The organism is Thiohalorhabdus sp., from assembly GCF_036628635.1.
GTDB lineage: Bacteria > Pseudomonadota > Gammaproteobacteria > Thiohalorhabdales > Thiohalorhabdaceae > Thiohalorhabdus.
The window spans coordinates 1-25,260 of the sequence record NZ_JAZKRM010000018.1; the positions used below are offsets into that span (position 1 = coordinate 1).

The window sequence follows — 25,260 nt, forward strand, 5'->3', positions numbered from 1 at the left end:
CCGGCGACCAAGGCCATGGCCAAGGAAATGCTGCCGGTGGTGGACAAGCCGCTCATCCAGTACGCGGTGGAGGAGGCGGTGGCCGCCGGCATCGAGCAGGTGATCTTCGTCACCGGGCGCGGCAAGCGTTCCATCGAGGACCACTTCGACCACCAGGATGGCCTGGAAAGCCAGTTGCTGGCCAAGGGCAAGGACGACCTGGCGCGGGTCTACCGCGAGGTCTCGGACATGGCCGAGGTCATCTACGTGCGGCAGAAGCAGCCCCTGGGCCTGGGTCACGCCGTGTGGTGCGCGCGCCACGCGGTGGGTGACGAGCCCTTCGCCGTGATCCTGCCCGACGACCTGATGGACGCCGAGCCCGGGGCCATCGGCCGCATGAAGGCGGCGTACGAGGCCTCCGGGGCCAGCCAGCTGGCCGTGGAGCCAGTGGATCCGGCCGATGTGGGCAGCTACGGCGTCATCGATCCCGGCCCCTTCAATGGCGAGACCTACCCCGTGCGGGGCCTGGTGGAGAAGCCCGCCCCCGCGGTGGCACCGTCCAACCAGTCGGTGATCGGCCGCTACATCCTGTCGCCCAAGGTGTTCGATCCCCTGAGCAAGGGTGGGGCCGGCGCCGGTGGCGAGATCCAGCTCACCGACGCCCTGCAGGCCCTGATCACCGACTTCGGCGAGGCCCTCCAGGCCTATCCCTTCACCGGGGCCCGCTTCGACTGCGGCTCCAAGCTGGGTTACCTCAAGGCCCAGATCGAGTTCGGTCTGCGCCGCGGCGAGTTCGGTTCCGAGCTGGCCGACTACCTCCGGCAGCGGCTGACCGAGACCGCAGCCGACAACGGCGCCCAGCCCGTCTCCCAGCGCTAACCCCCTACCAACGAGGCCGCAAGCGAGCTGATGGACCACCTGATCGAGCCCCACGGCGGTACCCTGCGCGAGCTCGTCGTCGACGACGCCCGGGCCCGAGAGCTGCATGCCGCCTCCGTTGAGTTCCCCTCCATTGATCTGAACGACCGCCAGCTCTGCGACCTCGAGCTACTGCTGAACGGCGGTTTCTCGCCGCTGACCGGGTTCCTGGGCCAGGAGGACTACCAGGCCGTCCTGGCCAAGTGCCGCCTGAGTGACGGCACCGTCTGGCCCATGCCCATCACCCTGGACCTGAGCGAGGCCACCGCCGAGGGCCTGGCCCCGGGTCAGGCCGTGGCCCTGCGCGACGCCGAGGGGTTCATGCTGGCGGTGCTCCACCTCGACGAGATCTATCGGCCCGACAAGACCCGGGAGGCCCACGCGGCGTTCGGCACCGCCGACCGGGCCCATCCTGGGGTGGCCTACCTGTTAGACCGGGCCGGCGACGTGTATCTGGCCGGCCGGGTGGAAGGGGTCCAGCTGCCGCTGCACTTCGACTTCACCGAGCTGCGGCTGACACCGGCCCAGACCCGGGAGGGCTTTCACCGCATGGGCTGGCGGCGGGTGGTGGCGTTCCAGACGCGCAACCCTATGCACCGGCCGCACAAGGAGCTGACCCTGCGCGCCGCTGCCGAGGCCGAGGCCGGGCTGCTCATCCACCCCGTGGTGGGCCTGACCAAGCCCGGCGACATCGATCACTACACCCGGGTGCGGTGCTACCAGGCCATCGCCGAGCACTATCCCGACAAGATGATGATGCTGTCGCTGCTGCCGCTGGCCATGCGCATGGGTGGTCCGCGGGAGGCCCTGTGGCACGCCCTGATCCGCAAGAACTTCGGTTGCAGCCACTTCATCGTCGGCCGGGACCACGCCGGCCCGGGTAGCGACAGCAACGGCGACGCCCTCTACGACCCTTACGCCGCCCAGGAATTGGTAGCCGAGTTCGAGGCCGAGATCGGCGCGCGCATGGTGCCGTTCAAGGAGATGGCCTTTGTGGAGGACCGGGCCGAGTACATGCCCGTAGACGAGGTCCCCGAGGGCGCCACGGTGAAAAGGCTTTCCGGCACCGAGGTGCGGCGCCGGCTGCACGAGGGGCTGAGCATCCCGGAGTGGTACGCCTATCCCAACGTGGTGGCCGAGCTGCGCCAGAGCCATCCGCCCAAGCCCAAGCAGGGCCTGACCATCTTCTTCACGGGGCTGTCCGGCTCGGGCAAATCCACGGTGGCCAACGTTCTGCTGGCGCGCTTCCGGGAGATGGGCGGCCGGCCGGTGACGCTGCTCGATGGCGACGTGGTGCGCAAGAATCTGTCCAGCGAGCTGGGCTTCACGCGCGAGCACCGCAACCTGAACGTCCGCCGCATCGGCTTCGTCGCTTCCGAGATCACGAAAAACGGCGGCATCGCCATCTGCGCGCCCATCGCGCCTTACCGGGCGGTGCGCGCCGAGAACCGGGAGCTCATCGAGGGCTACGGCGGCTTCGTTGAGGTCCATGTCAAGACCCCGCTCGAGGTGTGCGAGTCCCGCGACCGCAAGGGCCTGTACGCCAAGGCCCGGGCCGGCCAGATCACCGAGTTCACCGGCATCGACGACCCCTACGAGGAGCCCATCGATCCCGAGGTGGCCATCGACACCACCGATCTGTCCCCCATGGAGGCGGCGCAGGAGGTGCTGCTCCACCTGGAGAAGGAGGGGTATCTGCGGTGACAGTAGGTGTTCATTTTTCAGTGTTAAGTATCAAGTCACGGCGATAAACCAAAGGGTCTCCGATCTTACGCCTGGAGGGCCAATCCGACTTGACGGGGCACTCACCACTCCCTGCCCACGGTTAGGAGCCTCGGAGCGCCGCTCCAGGGCGATGCTTGGTCTGGTCGCTTGGTCTTCTCGGGGGGATCGTCTGACCCGAAGCGGTCTTGGGTTTGCGGTTAGAACAGGGCCCACCTGGGTACCTGCGGCGGTGGGTCGACCCCTGTGCCAATGGAGGCCGATAGCGGGGATCGTCGCCTTCCCCGTTTTTCCCAGTATACGGTCAATCATGAATGGCCCCCCTGACCGCTTTGCGGCCAGGGGGGCCATGTCGTTTCTTGCCCCTCACTGTGAACCCAAGCCCGCTATGGGCAATCTAAACGGGTGAGATGAACTGGCCTCGTCGAGCCCAAGGAGGGTCGCATGGCAGGAAACGGCCGCAGCCAAGGCGATGACAAGCAGAACCAGTTTCTCGAATCCCTGGAAAGCTTCACCCGGGAGCACAAGGCCCGCCACTGGGAGGGAACACTCGCCGAATTCCTCCAGGACGTCCTACCCGAGCACCCCCACGGGATAACCCGCACCAGCCACGAGTACATGTGGGACATGATCCGGTGGTACGGCTCCGAGCCCTCCGAAGAGGGCGATCACGTTACCCGCTACAACCTGTTCGCCAACGACCTTTTCGGCGTCGACGAGTCCCTGGAGCGGGTGGCCAATTATTTCAAGGCCGCCAGCGAGGGCTCCGAGGTGGGTCGGCGGCTGCTGCTGTTGCTGGGTCCGCCCTCCGGCGGCAAGTCGTCGCTGGTGATCATGCTAAAGCGGGGGCTGGAGGAGTACAGTCACACTGACGAGGGGGCCCTTTATGCCATCAAGGGCTGCCCGGTGCACGAATCTCCCCTTCACCTCATCCCCCAGACCAAGCGCGCCGAGTTCCGCGACACCTACGGCGTCGACATCATCGGCGACATCTGCCCCTACTGCCGTACCCGCCTGGAGGAGGAGTTCGACGGCGACTTCATGCAGATGCCGGTGGAGCGCATCTTCATCAACGAGGCCGGGCGCACCGGCGTCGGCACCTACGCCCCGCACGATCCCACCACCGCCGACATTGCCGATCTGGTGGGCTCGGTGGACCTGTCCAAGGTGGCCGATTACGGCGATGAGGGCGATCCGCGCGCCTGGTCCTGGTCCGGCGCGGTGTATGCCGCCAGCCGCGGCATGCTGGAGATGATCGAGATCCTCAAGGTCAAGCGGGAGTTCCTTTATCTGCTGTTGACTTTGACCCAGGAGAAGAACGTCAAGGTCTCTCGCTTCCCGCTGATCTATCTGGACGAGACCATCGTCGCCCACACCAACCTGGCCGAGTTCCGCAAGTTCCTGCAGGAGAAAGAGAATGAGGCCCTGCTCGATCGCATGGTGATCGTGCAGGTCCCCTATACCCTGCGCTACCACGACGAATCCCGCATCTACGAGAAGCTAATCTCGGCTACCCCCACCTTCAAGGAGGTCCATCTAGACCCGCACGCCCTCAATGTGGCGGCGGTGTTTGCCGTGCTAACCCGGTTGCATCCCTCGGAGCGGGAGGACCTGGATCTGTCCAAGAAGGTGCGCCTGTACGCCGGCGAGGACGTGGAGGGCATCGCCGCCACCGAGGTGGAGCGGGTCAAGGCCGAGCATCCCGAGGAGGGCTTGGAGGGGGTATCGCCCCGGTTTGTCATCAACGCCCTGGCCGGGGCTATCTCCCGCTCGGAGAAGCAGAGCCTGACAGCCATGGACGTCATGCTGGCCCTCAAGGACACCATCGAGTCCGACGCCCGCATGGACTCCAAGGAGAAGAAGAACTGGGTAGACTTTCTGGTGACCGTGCGCAAGGACTTCTACAACCGGTGGGTCAAGGAAGACGTCCACAAGGCCCTGTTCGTGTCCTTCGAGGATGAGGCCCAGGAGTTGCTGGACAAGTACCTCGACGAAGTGGAGGCGGTACTCGACAACCGCAAGGTCACCGATCCCATCACCGGCGACGAGCGCGACCCCGACGAGCGCTTCCTGCGGTCGGTGGAGGAAAAGATCGCCATCTCCGACTCGGGCAAGCAGTCCTTCCGCCAGGAGGTGGTGCGCAAGGCCATGGGCGCCTACAAGCACGGCGAGCGCTTCACCCTGGATAGTCATGCCCGTCTGCATGACGCCATCGAGCAGTACCTGTTCGAGGAACGCCGCGACGTGCTGCGGCTGGTTACCTCTAGCGCCCGGCCGGACGAGGAGGCGCAGCAGAAGATCTCCGCGGTGGAGGACCGGCTGGTGGCCGAGTACGGCTACGATGAGCACTCGGCGCGGGAGGCGCTCAACTACGTGACCACCCTGCTCTCTCAGGAGTGATGGAGGCACGATAGCCGCTATCTGCGCCACCCCTGCCAAGGCCGACCCCAGGGTCGGCCTTTTTTCGAACCCCGGCGGTCTGTGGGGCCACGCCGGAGGCGTGATCGGAACCAGGCCGTCGGTGTCTAACCGGGTGGACCGGTTCTGCCCCGGTCCGCCTCAACCAGCGCGAGGAGTGTCATGACTGCCGACAGCGGCGAAACCCGCACCCCGTCCCGCATGGCTACGGATAATCGGTGGTACGACCTGTTCTCCCGGGGCTCCCGCGACTGGCTCCGGCACAACGAGAAGGTGCGCGAGACGGTTCGCGAGGAACTGCCCAACCTGATTTCCGGCTCCGACGTGCTGTCGCGGCCTTCCGATCGCACGGTACAGGTACCGGTGCGCTTTTTGGAGCACTACCGCTTTCGTCTGCACGATGATCCGCAGGAGGGCGAGACCGGTGTCGGTCAGGGCGATGGTCAGCCCGGCGACGTGCTGCGTCGGGCCCGGCCTGAAGAGGGCGAGGGCGGTACCGAGGGCGGCTCTGGGGAGGGCGAGCTGCGCTTCGTCCTGGAGCTCAAGGTGGACGACATCGTGGACTGGATCTGGGAGGAACTCGAATTGCCCGATCTCCAGCCCAAGACCACCGATGCCCTTACCGACGAGGACCTAATCCAGGAAGGCTGGGATAAGCGCGGCCCGCGGGCCCGGCTTGACCGGCGGCGCACGGTCAAGGAGGCCATCAAGCGACGCTCGGTGCAGGAGCGCACCGCCGAGGAAGCCGAGCCCACCCCCTTTTCCAATGAGGACCTGCGCTACCGCCAGCTGGCCCGGCGGCGGCGTCCGGCCACCAATGCCGTGGTGGCCTTCCTGCTCGACGTCTCAGCCTCCATGGACGAGAGCCGGCGAAAGCTGGCCAAGTCCTTTTTCTTCTGGGCGTTGCAGGGGCTGCGCCGGCAGTACGGCCAGGTGGAGACGGTGTTCATCGCCCACACCAACCAAGCCTGGGAATTCTCCGAAGAGGAGTTTTTCAAAGTTTCGGCTACCGGGGGAACGGTGGCTTCTAGCGGTTTCCACCTGGCTCGGGACATATTCGCCGATCGGTTTGATCCGGGTCAGTACAACCAGTATTTGTTCTATGCCTCCGACGGCGACAATTTCGGTGACGACCGGCGCAGTGCCGAAGCCCTGCTGGAGGAGTTATGCCAGTCGGTGAACTTCATGGGCTTCGTGGAGACGCCGCAGAACCCGTTGGAGTCCTCCAAGTCGGAGATGGGCCGGCTGTTTAAGGCCCTGGCCGCCCGCAGCCAGCCAGTGGGCAGCTACACTGTCCACGCGGAGGTTGATATCTGGGAGGCCATCCGAGAGTTCTTCCGGCACCAGGCGGAGGAGGTGGCCTGACAAAAAAGGAAGCCCACGTGCCATTCGGTCCCAACAGTCCCATGAGCAACGCCGATCTAGCCGACTACACCCCCAAGCTCGAAGCCCTGGCCCAGGAGCATGGGCTGGATTTCTACCCCGTCGACTTCGAGGTGGTGCCGCCGTCATTCATGATGGAGGTGGCTGTCTACGGCCTGCCGGTGCGCATGCCCCACTGGTCTTTCGGGGTGCGCTACATCTATCAGTACATCCAGCATCGGATGGGCCATTCGCGCATCTTCGAGGTGGTGTTCCCGGGCAATCCCAACCGGGCTTATCTGGTGAATAACAACTCCCTGCCCGAGAACACCCTGGTAACCGCTCACGTCCTGGGCCATGCCGACTTCTCCAAGAACAACGACCTGTTCGCCCGCATGCAGTCCCAGGTGGGCTACCATATCGTGGAGCAGGCGGCGGAGCGGGCCCACCGCATCGAGGAGGCCATCGCCGAGTACGGCCAGAAGCGGGTTGAGGCGGTGCTCGACGCCGCCCTGGCCCTGGAGCAGAACATCGACGTCAACTTCGCCATCAACCGCCCCGAGTACCCCGAGCGCGTGGAACGCCGCGGCTCAAGGGGGCAGAGCGCGCGGCAAGGGTTCCAGGGCCGGTTCGGCAAGCTCCCCGGGCAAGGGGACGAGGCCGGCCGCGAATCCCAAAGCGGCGGGCGGGCGCCCATTCCGCCGTGGCCGGAATACGACCTGTTGTGGTTCATCGCCCACTATGCCCCCGACATGGAGGGTTGGGAGCGGGACATCTTCCTTTCCGTGCGCGAAGAGTCCTTCTACTTCTATCCCGTTTTCGCCTGCCAGATCATGAACGAGGGTTGGGCCTCCTATTGGCATGCCCGGCTGCTGCGAGAGGCCGATTTCCTGCCGCAGCAGCTCTACCTCGACGCCATCAAGGCCCATTCCGACGTGGTCCGGCCCTACGCCGGGGAAAACGCCGTGGCCCTGTCCATTAATCCGTACCACGTGGGCTTTCACATGTGGGAGCGGATCATCGCCGAGCATGGGCTGGACACCGCCCTGCGCCTGCGGATGGAAGAGGACGATTTCAGCTTCATCCGCAACTGGTTGGACGAGGGCCTGGCCGACGAGCTGCAGCTGTTCTCCTACACCACCCGCCAGGGCCGTGGTGGTGAAGAGCAATACGTCATCCAGGAGCGTGACATCCACGCTCTCCGGGAATCTATTCTGCACCCCAAGTTCAACTACGGTGCCCCGCGGGTCTACATAACCGAGATGGGAACCGACGGCAGTCTGGTGCTGAAGCATGACCATGGCACCGACGGCCGGGGCTTGGATGCGGAGAGAGCGGACAAGGTACTGGACTACATCAACCGGGTCTGGCGGCGACCGGTGCGGCTGGAGACCGCGGATCCCCAGGGGCGGGTGAAGGTTCTGGACAAGGAATGACCCAAAACGCTTGCGTGACCGCTCGGTTTTGCTTTATCAAGGAAAGAGGCCCTGAGGCGCTTCCCCTCCTCTAAGCGGCGTACCGGCCAGGCCCTTTCCATCTGCTGAGTAGGAGACGCAAGCGATGACGGCGGTTTCCCTAACCGTAAACGGCGAGACTTACGAGGCCGATGTGGCCTCGGATACCCCCTTGCTTTGGGTGCTGCGCGATAACCTTGGTCTCACCGGGACCAAATACGGCTGCGGCATCGCCGAGTGCGGTGCCTGTACCGTCCACCTCGACGGCCAGCCCGTTCGCTCCTGCACCACGGCCGTTTCCCAAGCCCAAGGGCGGTCGGTGACCACGGTGGAGGGCTTGGCGGACAATGCGGATCTCCATCCCCTGCAGGCCGCGTGGATCGCTGAAAACGTGCCCCAGTGCGGCTTCTGTCAGTCGGGGCAGCTCATGAGCGCGGCCGCCCTTCTGGCGCGCAACCCCAATCCGGGCGATGCCGACATTGATGCCGCCCTCCGCGGCAATCTCTGCCGCTGTGGAACCTACCAACGCATCCGCCGCGCTGTCGGGCGCGCCGCTCGGGACATGCAGGAGCAGGGCTGATGAGCGCCAGTACCACAAATCGACCGACCCGCACCACCCGCCGTGGATTCCTCAAGGCCAGCGCCGTTGCCGGGGGCGGTCTGCTCCTTGGTCTGCGGTTACCCACCGGTGGCCGTTATGCCCAGGCAGCGGCGAGCCGACCCGACGGCGATGCCGAGCTCGCTCCCAATGCCTGGGTCCGGATTACCGGCGACGACCAGGTCACCGTGCTGGTGGATCGGTCAGAAATGGGCCAAGGGGTCATGACTGCCCTGCCCATGCTGGTCGCCGAGGAGGTGGAGGCGGACTGGGAGCGCATCAAAACAGAATTCGCCCCGGCCGATTCAGCTTACACCAACAGCCTCCTAGGTCGCCAGGCCACTGGCGGTTCCACCGCTATCCGCAATGCCTGGCGGCCCCTGCGCGAGGCGGGTGCCACCGCCAAGGAGATGCTGGTAGCCGCGGCCGCCGACCGCTGGGGCGTGGAGGCCCAGGAATGTGAGGTGGCCGATCAGGTGGTAAGCCACCCCGGAAGCGGGCGCTCGGCCACCTTCGGCGATCTCGCCGCGGCGGCCGCTGGACGGCCCGTTCCCGAAGCCGTCTTCCTTAAGGAGCCCAGGAACTTCCGGCTCCTGGGAACGGCCCGGGATCGCCTGGACGCCCCGGCCAAGGTGGACGGCTCGGCGCGGTTCGGCATGGACGTCCAGCTTGATGGCCTGCTCACCGCCCAGGTGGTGCGCTGCCCAGTGCTAGGCGGCAAAGTCCAGTCCTTCGACTCTAGCGAAGCCAAGCGGGTACCCGGGGTGAAGCAGGTCGTTGAGATCGATTCCGGCATCGCCGTGATCGCCGAAGGCTTCTGGCCCGCCCATAAGGGCCGCGAGGCCCTTTCCGTGGCGTGGGACTACGGCGAGCACGCCGATCTGTCCTCCGCGGGTATCGAAGGGCAGTTTCGCCAGGCCGCTGACGAGGGCGAGGCTGCCATTGCCCACAGTGAGGGGGATGCCGCCGGCGCTCTGGAGGCGGCGGCCGCAACGGTGGAGGCCGAGTACGAGGTGCCTTTCCTGGCCCACGCCTGCATGGAGCCCATGAACTGCACCGCCCGGATCGAGGACGATGTCTGCGAAGTGTGGGCGCCCACCCAAGACCAGACGTCCACCCAGGAGGTGGCCGCCGAGATCAGCGGCCTGCCCAAGGACAATGTGCAAGTGCACACCACCTACCTCGGGGGCGGCTTCGGGCGGCGCTCGCATACCGACTTCGCGGCCGATGCCGTGGCCTGCGCCAAGGCGGCTGGGGCCCCGGTAAAGGTCATCTGGACCCGGGAAGACACCACCCGCCATGACCGCTATCGTCCGGCAACCTACAACCGGTTGAGTGCCGCGGTGGACAGCGGCGGTAGCGTCAGCGCCTGGCGCCACCGCATCGTTGGGCCCTCCATCATGGCCTACAACGACATGCTCCAGGAGGGTCAGCAGATCGATCCTTCCTCGGTGGAGGCTGCCGATGCGCTGCCCTACGGCCTGGCCAATATCCACGTGGACTACGTCATGGCCAATACCCCCGTGCCGCTGTGGTGGTGGCGCTCGGTTGGCAACTCCCAGAATGGTTTCATTCGCGAGGCCTTTTTCGACGAGGTGGCAGCCGCCGCGGACGCGGACCCCTACGAGCTTCGTCGCCGGTTGGTCCCCGAGGAGGATCGCCACCGAGGGGTCCTGGAACGGGCGGCCCGCGAGGCTGGCTGGGGTACCTCCCTCCCCGAAGGGCGGGCTCGGGGCATCGCCGTGGTCAAGTCCTTCGGTAGCTACTGCGCCGAGGTGGCCGAGGTCTCCGTCTCGGCCAATCGTGAGGTCCGGGTCCATCGGGTGGACGTGGCCATCGACTGCGGGGCCGTGGTCAATCCGGAGATCGTTGCCGAGCAGATGGAGAGCGGTGTGGTCTACGGTCTTTCGGCGGCCTTCGGTGAGGCAATCACGGTAAGCCGCGGCCAAGTGGAGCAGGCCAACTTCGACGACTATCCCATCATGACCATCGATCAGATGCCCGAGGTCCGGGTGCACATCGTGGACAGCGGTGAGGACCCCGGTGGCATCGGCGAGCCGGGAACACCGCCTATTGCTCCCGCGGTGGCCAACGCCGTTCATGCCGCCACCGGGGAGCCGGTGCGCCGGCTCCCGCTGACCCGGGCCGGCTTCCAGCCCGCCTGAGCGGGGATTGCCGTGAGCCCTTTTGAAACCTACGCGGATGGCACCGATCCGGCAGTAATAGCCGAGGCAAAGGCCTGGCTGGACGCCGGTTACGGGCTTCATCTGGTGACCGTGGTGTCTACCTGGGGGTCATCGCCGCGGCCGCCCGGGTCGCTGCTTGCCCGCCGTGACGACGGCGCAACGGTGGGCTCGGTATCCGGGGGCTGCGTGGAGGAGGCCCTGCCGGATTGCCTGCCCGAGTGGGGCGGGACGCCGGCCCGGCTGGTGTTCGGGGGCGAAAGCGGTGAATCTGGCCGCTATCGGCTGCCTTGCGGCGGAACCCTGGAGCTTATGGCCGAGCCCCTGCTTCCCGGCGATGAACGGGGTGTGGGCGCGGTTTACCAGGCCCTGAGCCGGGGTGAGACGCTCCGCCGCCGGGTGGATCGGGCCACCGGGTGGGTGCGCCTGGGGACCGACGAGGGTGGACCCGACCTGGCGGCCGACGGGGAGGCCGTGGTCAAGCGGTTCGGTCCTTCCTGGCGGCTGCTCGTGGTCGGGGGCGGCGAGCTGGGCCACCATCTGGCGGCCATGGCCCGCCGTCTGGACTATCGGGTGACGGTTTGCGAGCCCCGCGGTGACTATCGGGCCGGATTCGCCGAGCCCTGTGTTGAGCTGGACACGCGCATGCCCGATGACGCTGTCGCCGCCTGGGGCCCGGACCCGCGTGGCGCCGTGGTTGCCACCTGCCACGACCCCAAGCTCGACGATCTCGCTCTACTTGAAGCGCTGGACTCGGCCGCCTTCTATGTGGGGGCCCTGGGCTCCGCGCAGACCAACCATCGGCGCCGTCAGCGCTTGATCGAGCTCGGCCTTTCCGGGCAGACCGTGGCCCGGCTGCGCGGACCGGTGGGCCTTGCCATCGGCAGTCGGACCCCGGCGGAAATCGCGGTGTCAGTGCTGGCGGAGATGACAGCGGTCCGCCACGATCGCGACCCCCGTCCCGAGGGCATGGCCGGTGCCAGCCACGCCCATCTGACGCAGCCGTGATCGGCGGTATCTTGCTAGCTGCCGGGCAAGGGCGGCGTTTCGGCGGGGCCAACAAGCTCCTGACGCCATTGGCCGACGGCACCCCTGTGGCCCGAGCCGCCGCCGAGACTCTGCTGGAAGGGGGCCTTGACCGCTGCTTGGCCACCGTCCGGCCGGGGGAAGGGCAGGTGATCCGGAGCCTGCGGGAAGCCGGCCTGGAGGTGCTGCCTTGCTCGGCGAGCGAGCGGGGCATGGGGGCGAGTCTGGCCGCCGGTGTGGCTGCCCTTCCTCGGGCCGATGGTTGGTTGGTTGCCCTGGGGGATATGCCATGGGTCGCGCCCGCAACGGTCGCGGGCGTGGCCCAGGCCCTTCGCGACGGGGCCTTGCTGGCGGCCCCCTGCCATGCTGGAAGGGGCGGCCACCCGGTGGGCTTCGCTGCGGCCCTCGGCCCCGAGCTCCATGCGCTCGACCGTGACATGGGAGCCCGGTCGGTGGTCTCCGTCCATCGCGAGCGCATGACATGGGTGTCCGTGACCGATCCCGGTATCCACCGGGATGTGGATGAGCCCGGGGACATCCCTGCTCGGATCTAAGCGCCGCCCCCGGAGTGGGCCTCCGAAGGCTGGTGCGGTCAGGACTCAGGGGAAAGCTGGCATCTGCGAGTCGGGGCCGTAATCACTGGCCTCGGGATGATGGCGCGTGACCAGCTGGCGGATTTCGTCCTCGCGCTTTTCGGGAACATCCACCATGAGTAGTACCCGGCCCGCCTCCAGGTCATCCCGAAACACCTTGAGCCGGGTGTTGGGTACGGAGGTGGCGATCATGCCCGAAGCCCAGGTTCCTACCAGGGCCCCCAGGAGAGCGACTCCCAAAATAAGCCCACCGCTAGCGCCTAGGCCCACCGGTTGAAGCCAAGCCGCCGCCAGACCAGCTAGGGCGCCGGTGGCGCCTCCCACCACCAAGCCAAGCTCGGCGCCGTGGACCAAGTCGCTACGCTGGAAAAGATCCGCCCCGGGCAGGTCCTTCAGGTCCATGTCTTCGCGTCCGAGGGCGTGCATGTGGCGTTCTTCGATGCGGGCTAGCAGCAGCTCGTCCACTACCTGGCGGGCCGTTGGAACGTCCGGTAATATAAAGTATAGTCGATGCTTTCGCTCACGCATGGTCATGGCTTGCCTCCTTTTTTAGAAATGAGGCCATTTTCCAGCAGTTACGCCCCCTGTAGCACTGAGTCAAGCCCGTGAGTCGGGTGATAAAATTTTTTCATTGTCCGGTTTCCTTGCCCTGGTTAGCGGCGGGCGAAAGAGCCGGAAGGGAAAGGCGAGGACGGGATGAAAGTTTCCGTGGTGGGCACCGGCTATGTGGGCCTGGTGACAGGCGCCTGTCTGGCCGAGGTGGGCAACGACGTGGTCTGCATGGACGTGGATGAGGCCAAGGTCGAGGCCCTCAACAACGGCGATGTCCCCATCTACGAGCCCGGTCTTGAGGGCTTGGTGGCCGACAATGTGGCCGCAGGTCGCCTGAGCTTCACCACCGACATGGCCGCGTGCGTCGATCACGGCCTGTTCCAGTTCATCGCCGTGGGCACGCCACCCGATGAGGACGGCTCCGCGGACCTGCGCTACGTCCTTGACGTAGCCCGCTCCATCGGCCGCCACATGGCTGATTACCGGGTCGTAATCGACAAGTCCACGGTGCCGGTTGGCACCGCCGACAAGGTGCGTTCGGCCGTGGGGGAAGAACTCGCCGAGCGTGGCGCCTCGACCGATTTCGATGTGGTCTCCAACCCCGAGTTCCTAAAGGAGGGCGCGGCGGTTGAAGACTTCATGAAACCCGACCGTGTCATCGTGGGCTGCGATAATCCGCGCACAGCCGAGCTCATGAAGGGCCTCTATGCCCCCTTCAACCGCAACCACGAGCGCGTTTTGACTATGGATGTGCGCTCGGCAGAAATGACCAAGTACGCCGCCAACGCCATGCTGGCTACCAAGATAAGCTTCATGAACGAGGTGGCCAATCTGTGCGAGCGGGTGGGGGCTGATGTGGAAATGGTGAGGAATGGGATAGGCTCGGACCCGCGCATCGGCTTCGCCTTCATCTATCCCGGCGCCGGCTATGGGGGGTCGTGCTTCCCCAAGGACGTTGCCGCCCTGGAGCGAACCGCTCGCGATCACGATTATCAGGCGCGAATACTCCAGGCGGTGGAGGCGGTTAATCAGGACCAGAAATCCGTTCTGAGCCAGAAGATCGTAGCCCGTTACGGCGCCGATCTTTCGGGGCGCACCTTCGCCCTGTGGGGCCTGGCCTTCAAGCCCAATACCGACGACATGCGCGAGGCCCCAGCCCGGGTACTGATGGAGGCGCTGTGGGCCCGGGGAGCCCAGATTCAGGCCTTCGATCCGGAGGCCATGGCCGAGTGCCGGCGCATCTACGGCGACCGCAGCGACCTTGTTCTGGCGGATGGTCCTTACGAAGCCATGGAAGGGGCCGATGCCCTGGTCCTGATCACCGAATGGAAGCCCTTCCGCAGCCCCGACTTCGACCGCATCCGGACCGCACTCAAGGATCCCGTGATCTTCGACGGCCGCAATATCTTTGATCCCGCTTACCTGGCCGGCCACGGTATCGGCCACATCCCCATCGGCCGGTCGGCGGCCAAAAGCGGGGGATACTGATATGCGCGCTCTGGTTACCGGTACGGCGGGATTCATCGGCAATTTCGTCGCCCACCGCCTGTTGGAGCGCGGGGACGAGGTGCTGGGACTGGACAACGTCAACGCCTACTACGACGTCCGGCTCAAGGAGGACCGCCTCGCCCGCATCAAGGATCACCCTGGATTCACCGAGGCGCGCTTGGACCTGGCCGACAACGACGGCGTGGCCCGCGCCTTCGCTGACTTCCAGCCCGAACGGGTGATCCATCTGGCGGCCCAGGCGGGTGTGCGCTATTCCCTGGAGAACCCGCACGCCTACGCCGACAGCAACCTAACCGGCTTTTTGAATATCCTCGAGGGCTGCCGCCATAACGGGGTCGGGCACTTGGTGTTCGCCTCCTCCAGCTCTGTCTACGGCGCCAACACCACCATGCCCTTTTCGGTGCACCACAATGTGGACCATCCGGTGTCCCTGTACGCGGCCACCAAGAAGGCCAACGAGCTGATGGCCCACACCTACTGCCATCTCTATGGCACCCCCATGACCGGCCTGCGCTTTTTCACCGTCTACGGTCCCTGGGGCCGCCCGGACATGGCCCTTTTCATGTTCACCGAGGCCATCCTCGAGGGCCGCCCCATCGACGTGTACAACTACGGTCGGATGCAGCGCGATTTCACCTACATCGATGACATTGTGGAAGGGGTCATGCGGGTGGTCGATCGCATCCCCGAGCCCAACCCGGATTGGTCCGGCGCCGCCCCCGATCCTTCCAGCTCCTACGTGCCCTATAACCTTTACAATATCGGCAACCACTCCCCGGTGGCGCTAATGGATTTTATCGCCGAGCTGGAACGGCAGCTGGGCCAGGCAGCGGAGAAGCGTTACCTGCCCATGCAGCCAGGTGACGTGCCGGCCACCTACGCCGATGTCGCCGACCTGCAGCGGGATGTGGGCTTTTCCCCGGATACGCCCCTGGCCGAGGGCCTGGCGCAGTTCGTTGCGTGGTACCGGGATTACCACCAGGTCTGAGCCCGACGACATTGGCGCAAAAGGGCCCGCCCCGGTGAAACGGGGCGGGCCCTCTACCGGGCACCTGCGGCCGATACCAAGCCTTAGCTGCTATCGGGGTTGGGCTCGGGTTCAGGCCGGGGGCCCGGAAATCCCCGGGCCCAAGGGTTTCCCCACCTGGTGAGTCATTCGCCTTTCCGCGTGACTCGCTGAAAGTAGGGGAGAGATGGGAGAAGGCCTCTCGACCGGGGTCGGTGCTGCCATTGGTGTAGCCCGGAAGGGCCTCCCTCAGGAAGCTGACCCACCCGGCCGGGCCTCGGTATAGCCGCCCCGGTGGCGGATACCGGGGACACCGACCCGTCAATTGACAGGCTCTCAAAGGCCTCATCGGGATGGGCGGGGTCGAAATCGCTGTTTAGCTTGGTAGCTTGAGGGCTTCTGGGCCGATCCTCGGGGACTGGATGGCCGTGGTCTCCACTTCGGTGACCGGTCACGGAGGCGACATTGGCCCCACGGACCCGCCAGGCCTCGCTGGTGTCGGGGGTAGCCATGGTCACAGACCACCAAGGCCGCTTCGCCAGCCAGTTCCAGGGCCACCTTCGCCGGGTCGGCTTAGGGCGTAAGGAAGGCAATTCCGGCCTGTCCCAAGTGAGTGGCCACCTCCGCCATCCCTTCCAGCATAAAGGCATAGTGCGGGGTTTTGGCACCCGGATAATGGGCTGTCCAGGCCGAATTCGACCACCACAGGCAGGTGCGCGGCATTGGCCTGGGCCACTGCGGAGGCCAATGCCGGGTTATCCATTACCCGCTGGGCCTGCTGTATCTAGTAAAGAACATACCTTCCCCGACTATGGCGGCCTTACTCGGCTGCTTGGCTGTGGACGTAGACCACCCCGTCGTCGGTTCGCAGGGAATACGTTGCCAGGTTCTCGAAGGCGGGTGGCGTCATGGCTTCCCCGGTGCGGATGTCGAACTGGGCACCATGGGCGGGGCAAATCAGCTCGCCGTCGGCTTCCAGCTCTCCCTCGTGGAGCTCCGCCGCTTGATGGGTGCAGATGTTGGCGACGGCGTAGAATTCGCCGTTCAGGTTGGCCACGGCAATGGGCCCATCGTCGCCCTCGACGCGGACGATGGTGCCGGGAGGCAGGTCTTCGATCCGTGCCACCTGAAGCCAGTCGGCCATGGTTTCTCTCCTTGGACGCTTAAATTGCCAATTACGGTCCACAAAAAAGCCTTTTCCCCACGGAAAAGGCCTGTGCAAGAGACCCGTAAGCCCCTCACTAACGGCAGGCAAGGGCCCGGAAAGGGTTGCTCAAACCAGCAAAGGCCCCTGCCCGGTTCGATTGGGATGGCTGGGCAAACTCTCCCGGATCAATCCCAACCATAGCCGTATCGCCTTCGCTGGCAACAATCTCCCGCTTAATCCCAGCGATCATCCTGGACGTAGACCTTGCCTTCCATGACCTTGATGGGGAAGGTGTCTACCGGCTCGTAGGCAGGGGGGGTAAGGGCCTCGCCGTTGGTAATGTCGAACTTGGCGCCGTGCCGGGGGCACACTACCTGGCATCCCTCCATTTCGCCACCGGTGAGCTGTCCGTAGTCGTGGGTGCAGACGTCTTCGATGGCGTAATAGGTGCCGTCGCAGTTGAAGACCGCGATCTGGACGTCGTCCACATCCACCGAAGTGTAGCTGCCGGCGGGCAGATCCTCGGTAGTTCCCACCTCGACCCATTCGGCCATGCAAGTCTCCTGAAGCAAGTTTAAAGTAGTTAAGTAATTAAGTAGTTAAGCCAAACCCAAGCCACTCTGGCTAGGTTTGTCGTGACTTAACTATTTAATCCTTTTTACTTAATACTGCCGTTCTACCATATCCCCAGCGCCAGCTTGGCTTCCTCGGACATGGTCTCTTTGGTCCACGGCGGCTCCCAGACCAGCTCCACCCGAGCATCGACCACCCCGGGCACCGACTTCACCGCCTGCTCCACCTTGCCGGGGAAGGTAGCGGCTTCCGGGCAGCCCGGGGTGGTCAGGGTCATCTTGACGTCTACCGTGTGGTCGGGATGTATGTCGAGGTTATAGATGAGCCCCAGGTCGTAAATGTTGACCGGGATTTCCGGATCGTGGACCTGCTTCAGGGCCTGGATCAGGCCGTCTTCTTGGATCTCCGGTAGCTGGGAGACGTCCACCTCCGGCTCTTCGTCCGGCTCGTCGGTGGGATCCAGGTTGCGCAGGGCCTCCCAGGTAAAGCTGGCCTCCTCACCGGTGTCGAACACCATCTTGATGGCGTAGTGGCCCACGGGCTGGAAATCTGAGATATCGATGCCCGAAGCGTCGTCCTTGTCCGGTAGCGCTGGCGCGTTCTCCCGGAGAAAGCTATAGGGGAAGTCGGAGATGTGGCCGTCGCCCCATTCGACCTCGAGGCGCTTGGATTTGGTATGCGGCCGGATCTCCTGCGGCTGGACGCGTGGTTCGCTCATGGCTGAACTCCAGCGGAGTAGTTAAGTATGCAAGTAGTTAAGTAATTAAGTGCTTAGGCCGTTGCCGTGGCTTAACTACTTAATACTTAAAACTGAATCCTGGTGGTTATTCGGTCGTTACTTCGGTGCCCTGCTCGCCCCTTTCCAGGGCGGCGTGAATGGTGTGCCAGGCGAGCGTGGCGCATTTCACCCGGCTGGGGAAATCCCGAACTCCGGCAAGCACCGCCAGCTTCTCCAGTTCGGGGGTCTCCTCCACGTCCCGCTCCTTCATGCACACGTCGTGGAACGCCTGGAAGATGTGCTCGACCTCTTCCTGAGGTTTGCCCTTGATCATCTGGGTCATAAGCGAGGCGGAAGCCACGGAGATGGCGCAGCCTGAGCCCTCGAACTTGACGTCGGACACCGTGCCATCGTCGTCGACGATCAGGTAGACCGTGAGCTGGTCCCCGCAAAGCGGGTTGTGGCCGGTGGCGAAGCGGTTAGGATTCTCGAGCACCCCGAAGTTACGGGGGTTTTTGTTGTGCTCGAAGATGACTTCCTGGTAGAGGTCACGCACGTCCGCCATGGGACTCGTTCTCCTTGCTCGGGCCGCCCGGTCTCGGGTTCAGCCCAGAATGGCTTTTACTTCGTGTAGGCCCTTGATGAAGGCATCCACGTCCTCGCGGGTGTTGTACAGCCCGAAGGAGGCTCGTGTCGTCGCCGACACCTGGAAGCGGTCCATAACCGGTTGGGCGCAGTGGTGGCCGGTGCGCACGGCGATGCCCTGGTTGTCCAGGATGGTGCCGATGTCGTGGGGGTGAACCCCCTCGAACACGAAGGACAGGATGCCGGCCTTGTCGTCGGCGGTACCGATGAGCCGTACGCCGTCGATCTGCTGGATGGCCTCGGTGGCATAGTCGAGCAGGTCCCGCTCGTGGGCGAAGATCGCCTCCAGACCAATATCGGCCACGTAATCCATGGCTACGTGCAGGCCCACCGGGCCCGCGATGTTGGGTGTCCCCGCCTCAAACTTGGCAGGCGCGCCGGCGTAGGTGGTGTGGTCGAAGGTTACCCGCCGGATCATTTCGCCGCCGCCCTGGTAGGGGGGCATGGCCTCGAGGAGGTCTTGGCGCCCGTAGAGCACCCCGATGCCGCTGGGCCCGTAGAGCTTGTGCCCGGAGAAAGCATAGAAGTCACAGCCCAGCTCCTGGACGTCCACGGCCAGCCGCGGTGCCGCCTGGCAGCCGTCCACCATCACCGGCGTGCCATTGGCGTGGGCCTTTTCCACCAAGACTTTGAGCGGGTTGACGGTACCCAGGGCATTGGATACGTGGGCGACACCCACCATCTTGGTGCGCTCGCCCAGGAGCTCGTCGACGCGCTCCATCATTAGCTCACCGTCGTCGGTGATGGGCACCACCTTGAGCTCGGCCCCGGTCTGCTCGGCTACCAGCTGCCACGGCACGATGTTGGAGTGATGTTCCATCTCGGTGAGCAGGATCTCGTCGCCGGGGCCGAAGTTGGCCCGGCCGTAGCTGGCCGCCACCAAATTGATGGCCTCGGTGGCGCCGCGGACGAAAACGATTTCTCGTGAATCGGCGGCGTTGATGTAGCGCGCTACCCGCGAGCGCGCGCCCTCGTAGGCGTCGGTAGCCCGCTCGGAGAGCAGGTGGGCACCCCGGTGAACGTTGGAGTAGCTGGTCTCGTAAAACCGCTTGATGGTGTCGATCACCGGCTGGGGCTTTTGGCTGGTGGCGGCACTGTCCAGATACACCAGAGGGCTGCCGTGGGCTTCCTGCTGGAGGCACGGGAAGTCCCGCTGGAAGCGCGTGGCCTCGGCGTCGGTGACGGCCCGGGAGGCAATCTCTTCCTCGGCCAATGTTATTCCTCCATCGCTTCAGCATGGGGAAGGCGCCGCATCAGGCGGTCCTCGAGGCGGTAACGCACCTGCTCGATGGGGATGCCCTCGATGATCTCGTTGGCGAAGCCGAAGATCAGTAAGCTGCGGGCCTCGGCGTAGGCCATGCCGCGGGTCTGCAGAAAGAACAGGGCGTCTTCGTCGAGCTGGCCGATGGTGGCCCCGTGGGTGCAGGAGACATCATCGGCGAAGATCTCCAGCTCCGGCTTGGGATCCACCTCGGCATTACGGGACAGCAGCAGGTTCCGGTTCTGCTGGTCGGAGCTGGTTTCCTGGGCCTGGGGCTGGACCACTACCTTGCCGTTGAACACGCCCCGGGAGCGGCCGTCCAGGATGCCCTTGTAGTACTCCTGGGAGGTGGTGCGCGGCTGCAGGTGATCGATGCGGGTGTGGTTGTCCACATGCTGGCGGCCGTCGCCCAGATACAGGCCGTTGAGGCCCACGTGGGCCCCTTCGTGGTCCAGGGCGTCGTTAATGTCGTTACGCGCCAGGCGGGCTCCCAGGGACATGTTGTGGTGGTAAACCTCGCTGGCACCGCCCTGGTAGGCCTCGAACGCGGCGATGTGGTAACCGCTGGTGGCCTCCTCCTGGAGCTTGTACACCGCCAGCCGGGCGCCTTCGGGGGCCACCGCCTCGGTCACGGTGTTGGTCAGGTAGGCCCCTTCAGCCAGGCCCACGTAGGACTCCAGCACCGTGGCGCTCGCGCCTTCGCCGGCCACCAGCACGTTGCGGTAAGACAGGACCCGTTCCTCGGCACCGGCGCTGGCTACAAAGAGTACATGGATGGGGGTCGCCACCGTCACACCGGCGGGGACGTGGAGGTACACGCCGTCGCTCATCAAGGCGGTGTTGAGCGCCACGAAAGGCGTTCCCTCGGGATCGGCGTAGTGTCCGAGGTGGTGCGATAGGGCCTCGTCCCCGGCATCCAGGGCCTGAGATAGGGGGTGAGCAGTCACCCCTTGGGGCAGGGCAGAAGCCTGGGACAGCCGCTCGCTGTAGGCGCCGTCCACGAACACCAAGCGGTGGGCGGTGGGTTCGTCGAACACGTAGGGGTCGATATCGGTGAGCGACACCTCATGGGCGTCCGGCTCGGGCAGGGCGAAGGCCCGCTTCTCGATGGGCCTGAGGGAGGTGTACTTCCACTCCTCGTCCCGCGGCGCGGGCATGCCCTGCTCGGCGAACCGGTTAATGGCCGCCTGCCGGCGACGAGCCACCCAGGCCACCGAGGCTCCGGGCAGCCGGTCTTCGGCCTCGGTGTACAGCCCCTTGAAATGGCCGACGGTCTCGTTAATCTCGGTCATGGCTCATTGCTCCCCAGTGGCTTCCGCGGCGGCTTCCTCCGCGCCGGTGAGCCAGCCGTAGCCGGTCTTTTCCAGCTCCCGCGGCAGGTCGGCATCGCCGGATTTGGCGATGTGGCCGTTATGCAGCACGTGCACCTGGTCCGGAACGATGTAGTCCAGCAGACGCTGATAGTGGGTGATTAGGATGAACGAGCGGTTGGCGTCCCGGAGCCGGTTGACGACGTCCGCAACGATCTTGAGGGCGTCGATGTCCAGCCCCGAATCAGTCTCGTCCAGAATGGCCAGCTTGGGCTCGAGCACAGCCATCTGGAGCATCTCGTTGCGTTTCTTCTCGCCGCCGGAGAAGCCCTCGTTCACCGACCGGTAGAGCAGGCTGTCGTCCATACCGGTGAGGTTCATCTTCTCCTTGATCAGGCCCACCAGGTCCATGGCGTCCAGCTCTTCCTCGCCCTGGTACTTGCGCATCGCGTTGACCGCTGACTTGAGCAGGTACACGTTGCTCACGCCGGGGATCTCAACGGGGTACTGGAACGCCAGGAACAGCCCTTCGCAGGCGCGCTCTTGGGGTTCCATGGCGAGTAGGTCCTTGCCCTCGAAAGTAACCTCGCCTTCGCCAATGGTGTAACCCTCACGTCCGGCCAGCACCCCGGCCAGAGTGGATTTGCCGGAGCCGTTGGGGCCCATGACGGCGTGGACCTCACCGTCACCAACTTCCAGGTTGATGCCCCGGAGGATTTCGCTGTCTTCCACGCTCGCGTGCAGGTTCTTGATGCTAAGCACGATTCCGTCCTTTGTTTGTTCGGTTAAACGGGCAGGGGCTTATTAGCCCACGCTACCCTCGAGGCTGACGCCGAGCAGAGCCTGAGCCTCCACGGCGAACTCCATGGGTAGCTCGTGGAAGACCTCCTTGCAGAAGCCGGACACGATCATGGAGACGGCGTCCTCGGAAGAGATGCCCCGCTGGTTCAGGAAAAAGATCTGGTCCTCGCCGACCTTGGCCGTCGAGGCCTCGTGCTCCACTTGGGCCGTGGGGTTCTTGGCCTCGATGTACGGGAAGGTGTGGGCGCCGCACTTGTCACCCATGAGCATGGAGTCGCACTGGGTATAGTTGCGGGCGTTCTCGGCGTTCTTGCCGATCTGGACCAGACCCCGGTAGGAGTTCTGGCCGAAGCCGGCGCTGATGCCTTTGGCGATGATAGTAGATTTGGTGTCGGCGCCGAGATGGACCATCTTGGTCCCGGTATCGGCCTGCTGATAGTTGTTGGACACCGCCACCGAATAGAACTCGCCCACTGAGCGGTCGCCGCGCAGCACCACCGAGGGGTACTTCATGGTGATGGCGGAGCCGGTCTCCACCTGGGTCCAGGCGATCTTAGAATCATCGCCGCGGCACTCGCCGCGCTTGGTCACCAGGTTGTAGATGCCGCCCACGCCTTCTTCGTCCCCGGGATACCAGTTCTGCACCGTGGAGTACTTGATGCTGGCGTCTTTTTCGGCCACCAGCTCCACCACCGCGGCATGCAGCTGGTTCTCAGCGCGGGCGGGGGCGGTGCAGCCCTCGAGGTAGCTCACCTCGGCGCCCTCGTCGGCGACGATCAGGGTGCGCTCGAACTGGCCCGTCTCGGCGGCGTTGATACGGAAGTAGGTGGACAGCTCCATGGGGCACCGAACGCCCTTGGGCACGTAGACGAAGGAGCCGTCGGAGAAAACCGCCGCGTTCAGCGCGGCGAAGAAGTTATCTCCGGGCGGGACCACGGTGCCCAGGTAGCGCTCCACCAGCTCGGGGTAGTCCTGCAGCGCCTCGGAGAAGGAGCAGAAGATGATGCCCTGCTCGGCCAGCTTTTCCTTGTAGGTGGTGGCCACCGACACGGAGTCGAACACCGCGTCCACCGCCACGCCGGCGAGCTGCTTTTGCTCGTCCAGCGGGATGCCCAGCTTCTCGTAGGTTTCCAGTAGCTTGGGATCGACCTCGTCCAGGGACTGCGGTTTGTCCTCCTCGCTCATGGACTTGGGAGCCGAGTAGTAGACGATGTCCTGGTAGTTGATATAGGGATGCCGGATGTTCGCCCAGCGGGGCTCGGTCATCTCCTGCCAATGGCGGAAGGCCTTGAGGCGCCATTCCAGCATGAACGCCGGTTCGTCCTTCTTCTCGGAGATCATGCGGATGATGTCCTCGTTGAGCCCCGGCGGAACGGTGTCCGCCTCGATCTCGGTGTAGAACCCGGGCTCGTAGTCTTTATTCAGGACTTCGTCGAGCTGGGAAGACGCCATGGTTGCCTCCATCCCGCTTAAGTTGGCGTTAACCCGCGGCTGCGGGTCCGGTTCGCTAGGTCGTATTTGCTACAGCGCGGCCTTTTTGGGCTCGCGGTAGAACTCGAGGGTGTGGCTTTGCACCCCTTCAACGGAAATCGGGGTGTTCATCTCCGCCAGCGAGACCTCCTCCAGCGCCCGCATTATGGCCTTATTGAGGCGCTGCCAATTGGTCTGGACAGTGCAGGAGTCCTCCTGGTCGCATTGCAGGTCCTCGCTGGCACATTCGGTCAGGGCAATGGGCCCCTCCATGGCCCGAATGACCTGAGCCACGGTAATCCCCTGCGGCTCCCGGGCCAGGGTGTAGCCGCCGTTCTTACCCCGTTGAGCGTCAAGCAGCCCGCCCCGTTCCAGGATCTTGAGGATCTTGCTCACCGTGGGCACGCCGATATGGACCTCTTCCGCCAGCTCCCGGGCGCTGTAACGCCGCTGGGGGTTCTGGGCGAGTTGGGTCATCACTACGGTGCCGTAATCGGTCATCTTGCTGATTCGCAGCATGGCTGAGGGGGCTCCCTCTGCGGACCGGGGTCCATTGCCGTCTAAAAACTAGGACTAATCTAGTCCTGTTTAGTTTCCAATGCAATACTTATGGACCAATTTTTTCGGTCGGGTATTCGGCGATACCAGGGGAGGTGTGCCCGGATCCCGACGGTAGCGGGTTAGCCGGAGACGGCGGCGGGTTGGGGGGAGTCAGCTTCGAGGCCGGTTAACAGCATCTTGAGGACATCGGCAACCGGACGGACCTGATCCCCGAAGGGCAGCGGCGCACCGCCGCGGAAGAACAGGCCATGGCTAACCTTGCCCTTCTGGGCGGCGGCCAGACGGGTCTCGATGCAGAATTGGCCGGCGGCGGGCTTGCCGTCCTTGAACCCGCAGTGGGCAAGGCACTCGACGAAGGTGGGACAGGTTGCGGTATCCGGGTGGGCCCGCTCGGCGAGGTCCGCCTCCAGGCCTAGGTAGCGGTCTAGCCAGGGTGTGCGGACGGCGCGAGCGGGCAGGCCCGCAGCGCTAATGAAGGTGGTGGTGTCGGTGTCGGGATCGGCGCCCCGAAGCACCTCTTTGAAGTGGGGATGGGCGTCACCTTCTTCGGAGACGGCGAAAGGCGTGCCCACCTGGGCCCCGGAGGCGCCCAGGTCCATTATCTCGGTCAGTCGCTCGACCCCGTTGATGCCGCCGGCGGCGATGATCGGGACGCGAGCCGCCTCCTCGCCGAACTCCGCCAGAGTGGCAAGTACCTCGGGAAGCACGGCGGGGTAATCGTAGCGGGGATCGGTTTCGTCGCCCACGTTGGCGATCCCCAGATGGCCGCCGGCCAACCGGGGATTTTCCACCACAATGGCGTCGGGCAGGCGGTTCTGGCGCTTCCAGCGCTTGAGGGTGATGCGCAGGGCCCGGCCGTCGGAGACGATGGGGATCAGGGCGACGTCCGGATAGTCCGCCGTTAGGGTCGGCAGCTCCAGGGGCAGGCCCGCCCCCATGATAATGGCGTTGGCGCCGCTGGCGCAGGCCTGGCGGACCTGCTCGGCGTAGTCGCGCAGGGCCCGCATGACGTTCACCGCAATGAAGCCTTCGGAGCCGGCAATGGCCCGGGCGGCCCGGATCTCGCGATTGATGGCCACCAGGTTGGCGCTGGTGTGGTCGGCGGGATCCCGGCTGCGCTTGTGCTCCTTCAGCAGGTCGGGGTGGAGCTGGCGCAGGTCCACGCTGGCGATGGTACCCACGGCGCCCTGGGCGGCCACGGTGCCGGCCAGATTGTGGGCGGAGACGCCTACGCCCATACCGCCCTGAATGATGGGAAGAAGGCTGCGCCCCTTGAGGTGCAACGGCGGGAAGCTATGGGTCAGCATAGGCGGATTAACCTAGTTGCATAGTCGGGATCGGAGAGTCCGACTTGACCAGCATATGCCCAGCGGGTCAAGCGCGAAATGCGCGCCCCCTTATTTACCCACTTTATGTGCGGGCATTCAAGGGCCGCCCGTGTGGGGCCGAACGGA

The 25,260-nt window shown here is 64.9% G+C and carries 22 protein-coding genes and 1 pseudogene; 11 read left to right on the forward strand and 12 right to left on the reverse strand.

All coding sequences use genetic code 11. The annotated features are described in order from the left end of the window. The 9 genes from V5A19_RS07600 to V5A19_RS07640 form a co-directional block, all read left to right on the forward strand. Nucleotides 1–858 (forward strand): UTP--glucose-1-phosphate uridylyltransferase (locus V5A19_RS07600; protein WP_332327750.1); only part of this gene is annotated, 858 nt, incomplete at its 5' end. 30 nt (nucleotides 859–888) lie between these two features. Continuing rightward, entirely contained in the window at nucleotides 889–2,601 is a 1,713-nt protein-coding gene (locus V5A19_RS07605; RefSeq protein WP_332317366.1) for a bifunctional sulfate adenylyltransferase/adenylylsulfate kinase, read from the forward strand. A gap of 462 nt (nucleotides 2,602–3,063) precedes the next feature. After that, the gene (locus tag V5A19_RS07610) at nucleotides 3,064–5,019 is read left to right on the forward strand and encodes a PrkA family serine protein kinase (protein ID WP_332317367.1); all 1,956 of its coding nucleotides are present in this window, start codon (nucleotides 3,064–3,066) and stop codon (nucleotides 5,017–5,019) included. A gap of 180 nt (nucleotides 5,020–5,199) precedes the next feature. Beyond that, nucleotides 5,200–6,402: a DUF444 family protein gene (locus tag V5A19_RS07615; RefSeq protein ID WP_332317368.1), complete on the forward strand. Its 1,203-nt coding sequence runs from the start codon at nucleotides 5,200–5,202 to the stop codon at nucleotides 6,400–6,402. Nucleotides 6,403–6,419: 17 nt separating this feature from the next. Further along, on the forward strand, nucleotides 6,420–7,835 hold the full coding sequence (locus V5A19_RS07620; protein ID WP_332317369.1) for a SpoVR family protein: 1,416 nt from the start codon (nucleotides 6,420–6,422) through the stop codon (nucleotides 7,833–7,835). A gap of 124 nt (nucleotides 7,836–7,959) precedes the next feature. Then, nucleotides 7,960–8,433 carry a (2Fe-2S)-binding protein gene (locus tag V5A19_RS07625; protein ID WP_332317370.1) on the forward strand — a complete coding sequence of 158 codons (474 nt, stop codon included), beginning with the start codon at nucleotides 7,960–7,962 and terminating at the stop codon, nucleotides 8,431–8,433. Beyond that, nucleotides 8,433–10,616, forward strand: coding sequence for a xanthine dehydrogenase family protein molybdopterin-binding subunit (locus V5A19_RS07630; protein WP_332317371.1), 2,184 nt, complete (start codon nucleotides 8,433–8,435; stop codon nucleotides 10,614–10,616). The genes V5A19_RS07625 and V5A19_RS07630 overlap by 1 nt, the downstream gene beginning before the upstream one ends. Nucleotides 10,617–10,628: 12 nt before the next feature. Next, nucleotides 10,629–11,642 (forward strand): XdhC family protein, encoded by a 1,014-nt coding sequence (locus V5A19_RS07635; RefSeq protein WP_332317372.1) that lies wholly within the window; start codon nucleotides 10,629–10,631, stop codon nucleotides 11,640–11,642. Then, nucleotides 11,639–12,214 (forward strand): nucleotidyltransferase family protein, encoded by a 576-nt coding sequence (locus tag V5A19_RS07640; RefSeq protein WP_332317373.1) that lies wholly within the window; start codon nucleotides 11,639–11,641, stop codon nucleotides 12,212–12,214. Before V5A19_RS07635 ends, V5A19_RS07640 begins: the two co-directional genes overlap by 4 nt. Nucleotides 12,215–12,259: 45 nt before the next feature. Here the strand turns inward: V5A19_RS07640 and V5A19_RS07645 are convergent, their stop codons facing one another. Next, nucleotides 12,260–12,787 carry a hypothetical protein gene (locus tag V5A19_RS07645; RefSeq protein ID WP_332317374.1) on the reverse strand — a complete coding sequence of 176 codons (528 nt, stop codon included), beginning with the start codon at nucleotides 12,785–12,787 and terminating at the stop codon, nucleotides 12,260–12,262. 162 nt (nucleotides 12,788–12,949) lie between these two features. On the opposite strand from V5A19_RS07645, the gene V5A19_RS07650 reads away from it, so the two are divergent. Both V5A19_RS07650 and V5A19_RS07655 read left to right on the forward strand, forming a co-directional pair. Then, the gene (locus V5A19_RS07650) at nucleotides 12,950–14,293 is read left to right on the forward strand and encodes a UDP-glucose dehydrogenase family protein (RefSeq protein WP_332317375.1); all 1,344 of its coding nucleotides are present in this window, start codon (nucleotides 12,950–12,952) and stop codon (nucleotides 14,291–14,293) included. Between the two features lies 1 nt (nucleotide 14,294). Beyond that, nucleotides 14,295–15,302, forward strand: coding sequence for an NAD-dependent epimerase (locus V5A19_RS07655; RefSeq protein ID WP_332317376.1), 1,008 nt, complete (start codon nucleotides 14,295–14,297; stop codon nucleotides 15,300–15,302). A gap of 838 nt (nucleotides 15,303–16,140) precedes the next feature. Here V5A19_RS07655 and V5A19_RS07660 read toward each other — a convergent pair. From V5A19_RS07660 to V5A19_RS07705, 11 genes and pseudogenes are all read right to left on the reverse strand, one after another. Beyond that, nucleotides 16,141–16,464, reverse strand: coding sequence for a Rieske (2Fe-2S) protein (locus V5A19_RS07660; RefSeq protein WP_332317377.1), 324 nt, complete (start codon nucleotides 16,462–16,464; stop codon nucleotides 16,141–16,143). 236 nt (nucleotides 16,465–16,700) lie between these two features. Then, on the reverse strand, nucleotides 16,701–17,021 hold the full coding sequence (locus V5A19_RS07665; protein ID WP_332317378.1) for a Rieske (2Fe-2S) protein: 321 nt from the start codon (nucleotides 17,019–17,021) through the stop codon (nucleotides 16,701–16,703). A gap of 122 nt (nucleotides 17,022–17,143) precedes the next feature. Next, the gene (locus V5A19_RS14355; protein WP_443081391.1) at nucleotides 17,144–17,467 is read right to left on the reverse strand and encodes an SUF system Fe-S cluster assembly protein; all 324 of its coding nucleotides are present in this window, start codon (nucleotides 17,465–17,467) and stop codon (nucleotides 17,144–17,146) included. Between the two features lie 51 nt (nucleotides 17,468–17,518). Next, nucleotides 17,519–17,758: pseudogene (locus tag V5A19_RS14360) on the reverse strand (gamma-butyrobetaine hydroxylase-like domain-containing protein); the annotation flags it as partial. A gap of 106 nt (nucleotides 17,759–17,864) precedes the next feature. After that, entirely contained in the window at nucleotides 17,865–18,323 is a 459-nt protein-coding gene (gene sufU / locus V5A19_RS07675; RefSeq protein WP_332317380.1) for a Fe-S cluster assembly sulfur transfer protein SufU, read from the reverse strand. Nucleotides 18,324–18,362: 39 nt separating this feature from the next. Then, on the reverse strand, nucleotides 18,363–19,616 hold the full coding sequence (locus tag V5A19_RS07680; protein ID WP_332317381.1) for a cysteine desulfurase: 1,254 nt from the start codon (nucleotides 19,614–19,616) through the stop codon (nucleotides 18,363–18,365). Nucleotides 19,617–19,618: 2 nt separating this feature from the next. Beyond that, on the reverse strand, nucleotides 19,619–20,956 hold the full coding sequence (gene sufD / locus V5A19_RS07685; RefSeq protein ID WP_332317382.1) for a Fe-S cluster assembly protein SufD: 1,338 nt from the start codon (nucleotides 20,954–20,956) through the stop codon (nucleotides 19,619–19,621). Nucleotides 20,957–20,959: 3 nt separating this feature from the next. Next, nucleotides 20,960–21,736, reverse strand: coding sequence for a Fe-S cluster assembly ATPase SufC (sufC, locus tag V5A19_RS07690; RefSeq protein WP_332317383.1), 777 nt, complete (start codon nucleotides 21,734–21,736; stop codon nucleotides 20,960–20,962). 42 nt (nucleotides 21,737–21,778) lie between these two features. After that, the gene (sufB, locus tag V5A19_RS07695) at nucleotides 21,779–23,227 is read right to left on the reverse strand and encodes a Fe-S cluster assembly protein SufB (RefSeq protein ID WP_332317384.1); all 1,449 of its coding nucleotides are present in this window, start codon (nucleotides 23,225–23,227) and stop codon (nucleotides 21,779–21,781) included. 69 nt (nucleotides 23,228–23,296) lie between these two features. Continuing rightward, complete coding sequence (locus V5A19_RS07700; RefSeq protein WP_332317385.1) at nucleotides 23,297–23,764, reverse strand: SUF system Fe-S cluster assembly regulator; 468 nt, start codon at nucleotides 23,762–23,764, stop codon at nucleotides 23,297–23,299. A 161-nt stretch (nucleotides 23,765–23,925) separates the two neighbouring features. Further along, nucleotides 23,926–25,113, reverse strand: a complete 1,188-nt coding sequence (locus tag V5A19_RS07705) for an NAD(P)H-dependent flavin oxidoreductase (protein ID WP_332317386.1) — start codon at nucleotides 25,111–25,113, stop codon at nucleotides 23,926–23,928. Nucleotides 25,114–25,260: the final 147 nt, after the last annotated feature.

Bases quoted from the DNA above. Each gene is read 5' to 3' on its own strand.
- V5A19_RS07625 (WP_332317370.1), top strand. From the start codon at position 7,960: ATGACGGCGGTTTCCCTAACCGTAAACGGCGAGACTTACGAGGCCGAT.
- sufB (WP_332317384.1), bottom strand. From the start codon at position 23,227: ATGGCGTCTTCCCAGCTCGACGAAGTCCTGAATAAAGACTACGAGCCC.
- V5A19_RS07605 (WP_332317366.1), top strand. From the start codon at position 889: ATGGACCACCTGATCGAGCCCCACGGCGGTACCCTGCGCGAGCTCGTC.
- V5A19_RS07650 (WP_332317375.1), top strand. From the start codon at position 12,950: ATGAAAGTTTCCGTGGTGGGCACCGGCTATGTGGGCCTGGTGACAGGC.
- sufU (WP_332317380.1), bottom strand. From the start codon at position 18,323: ATGGCGGACGTGCGTGACCTCTACCAGGAAGTCATCTTCGAGCACAAC.
- V5A19_RS07705 (WP_332317386.1), bottom strand. From the start codon at position 25,113: ATGCTGACCCATAGCTTCCCGCCGTTGCACCTCAAGGGGCGCAGCCTT.
- V5A19_RS07655 (WP_332317376.1), top strand. From the start codon at position 14,295: ATGCGCGCTCTGGTTACCGGTACGGCGGGATTCATCGGCAATTTCGTC.
- V5A19_RS07700 (WP_332317385.1), bottom strand. From the start codon at position 23,764: ATGCTGCGAATCAGCAAGATGACCGATTACGGCACCGTAGTGATGACC.
- sufD (WP_332317382.1), bottom strand. From the start codon at position 20,956: ATGACCGAGATTAACGAGACCGTCGGCCATTTCAAGGGGCTGTACACC.
- V5A19_RS07660 (WP_332317377.1), bottom strand. From the start codon at position 16,464: ATGGCCGACTGGCTTCAGGTGGCACGGATCGAAGACCTGCCTCCCGGC.
- V5A19_RS07610 (WP_332317367.1), top strand. From the start codon at position 3,064: ATGGCAGGAAACGGCCGCAGCCAAGGCGATGACAAGCAGAACCAGTTT.
- V5A19_RS07645 (WP_332317374.1), bottom strand. From the start codon at position 12,787: ATGACCATGCGTGAGCGAAAGCATCGACTATACTTTATATTACCGGAC.
- V5A19_RS07630 (WP_332317371.1), top strand. From the start codon at position 8,433: ATGAGCGCCAGTACCACAAATCGACCGACCCGCACCACCCGCCGTGGA.
- V5A19_RS07615 (WP_332317368.1), top strand. From the start codon at position 5,200: ATGACTGCCGACAGCGGCGAAACCCGCACCCCGTCCCGCATGGCTACG.
- V5A19_RS07665 (WP_332317378.1), bottom strand. From the start codon at position 17,021: ATGGCCGAATGGGTCGAGGTGGGAACTACCGAGGATCTGCCCGCCGGC.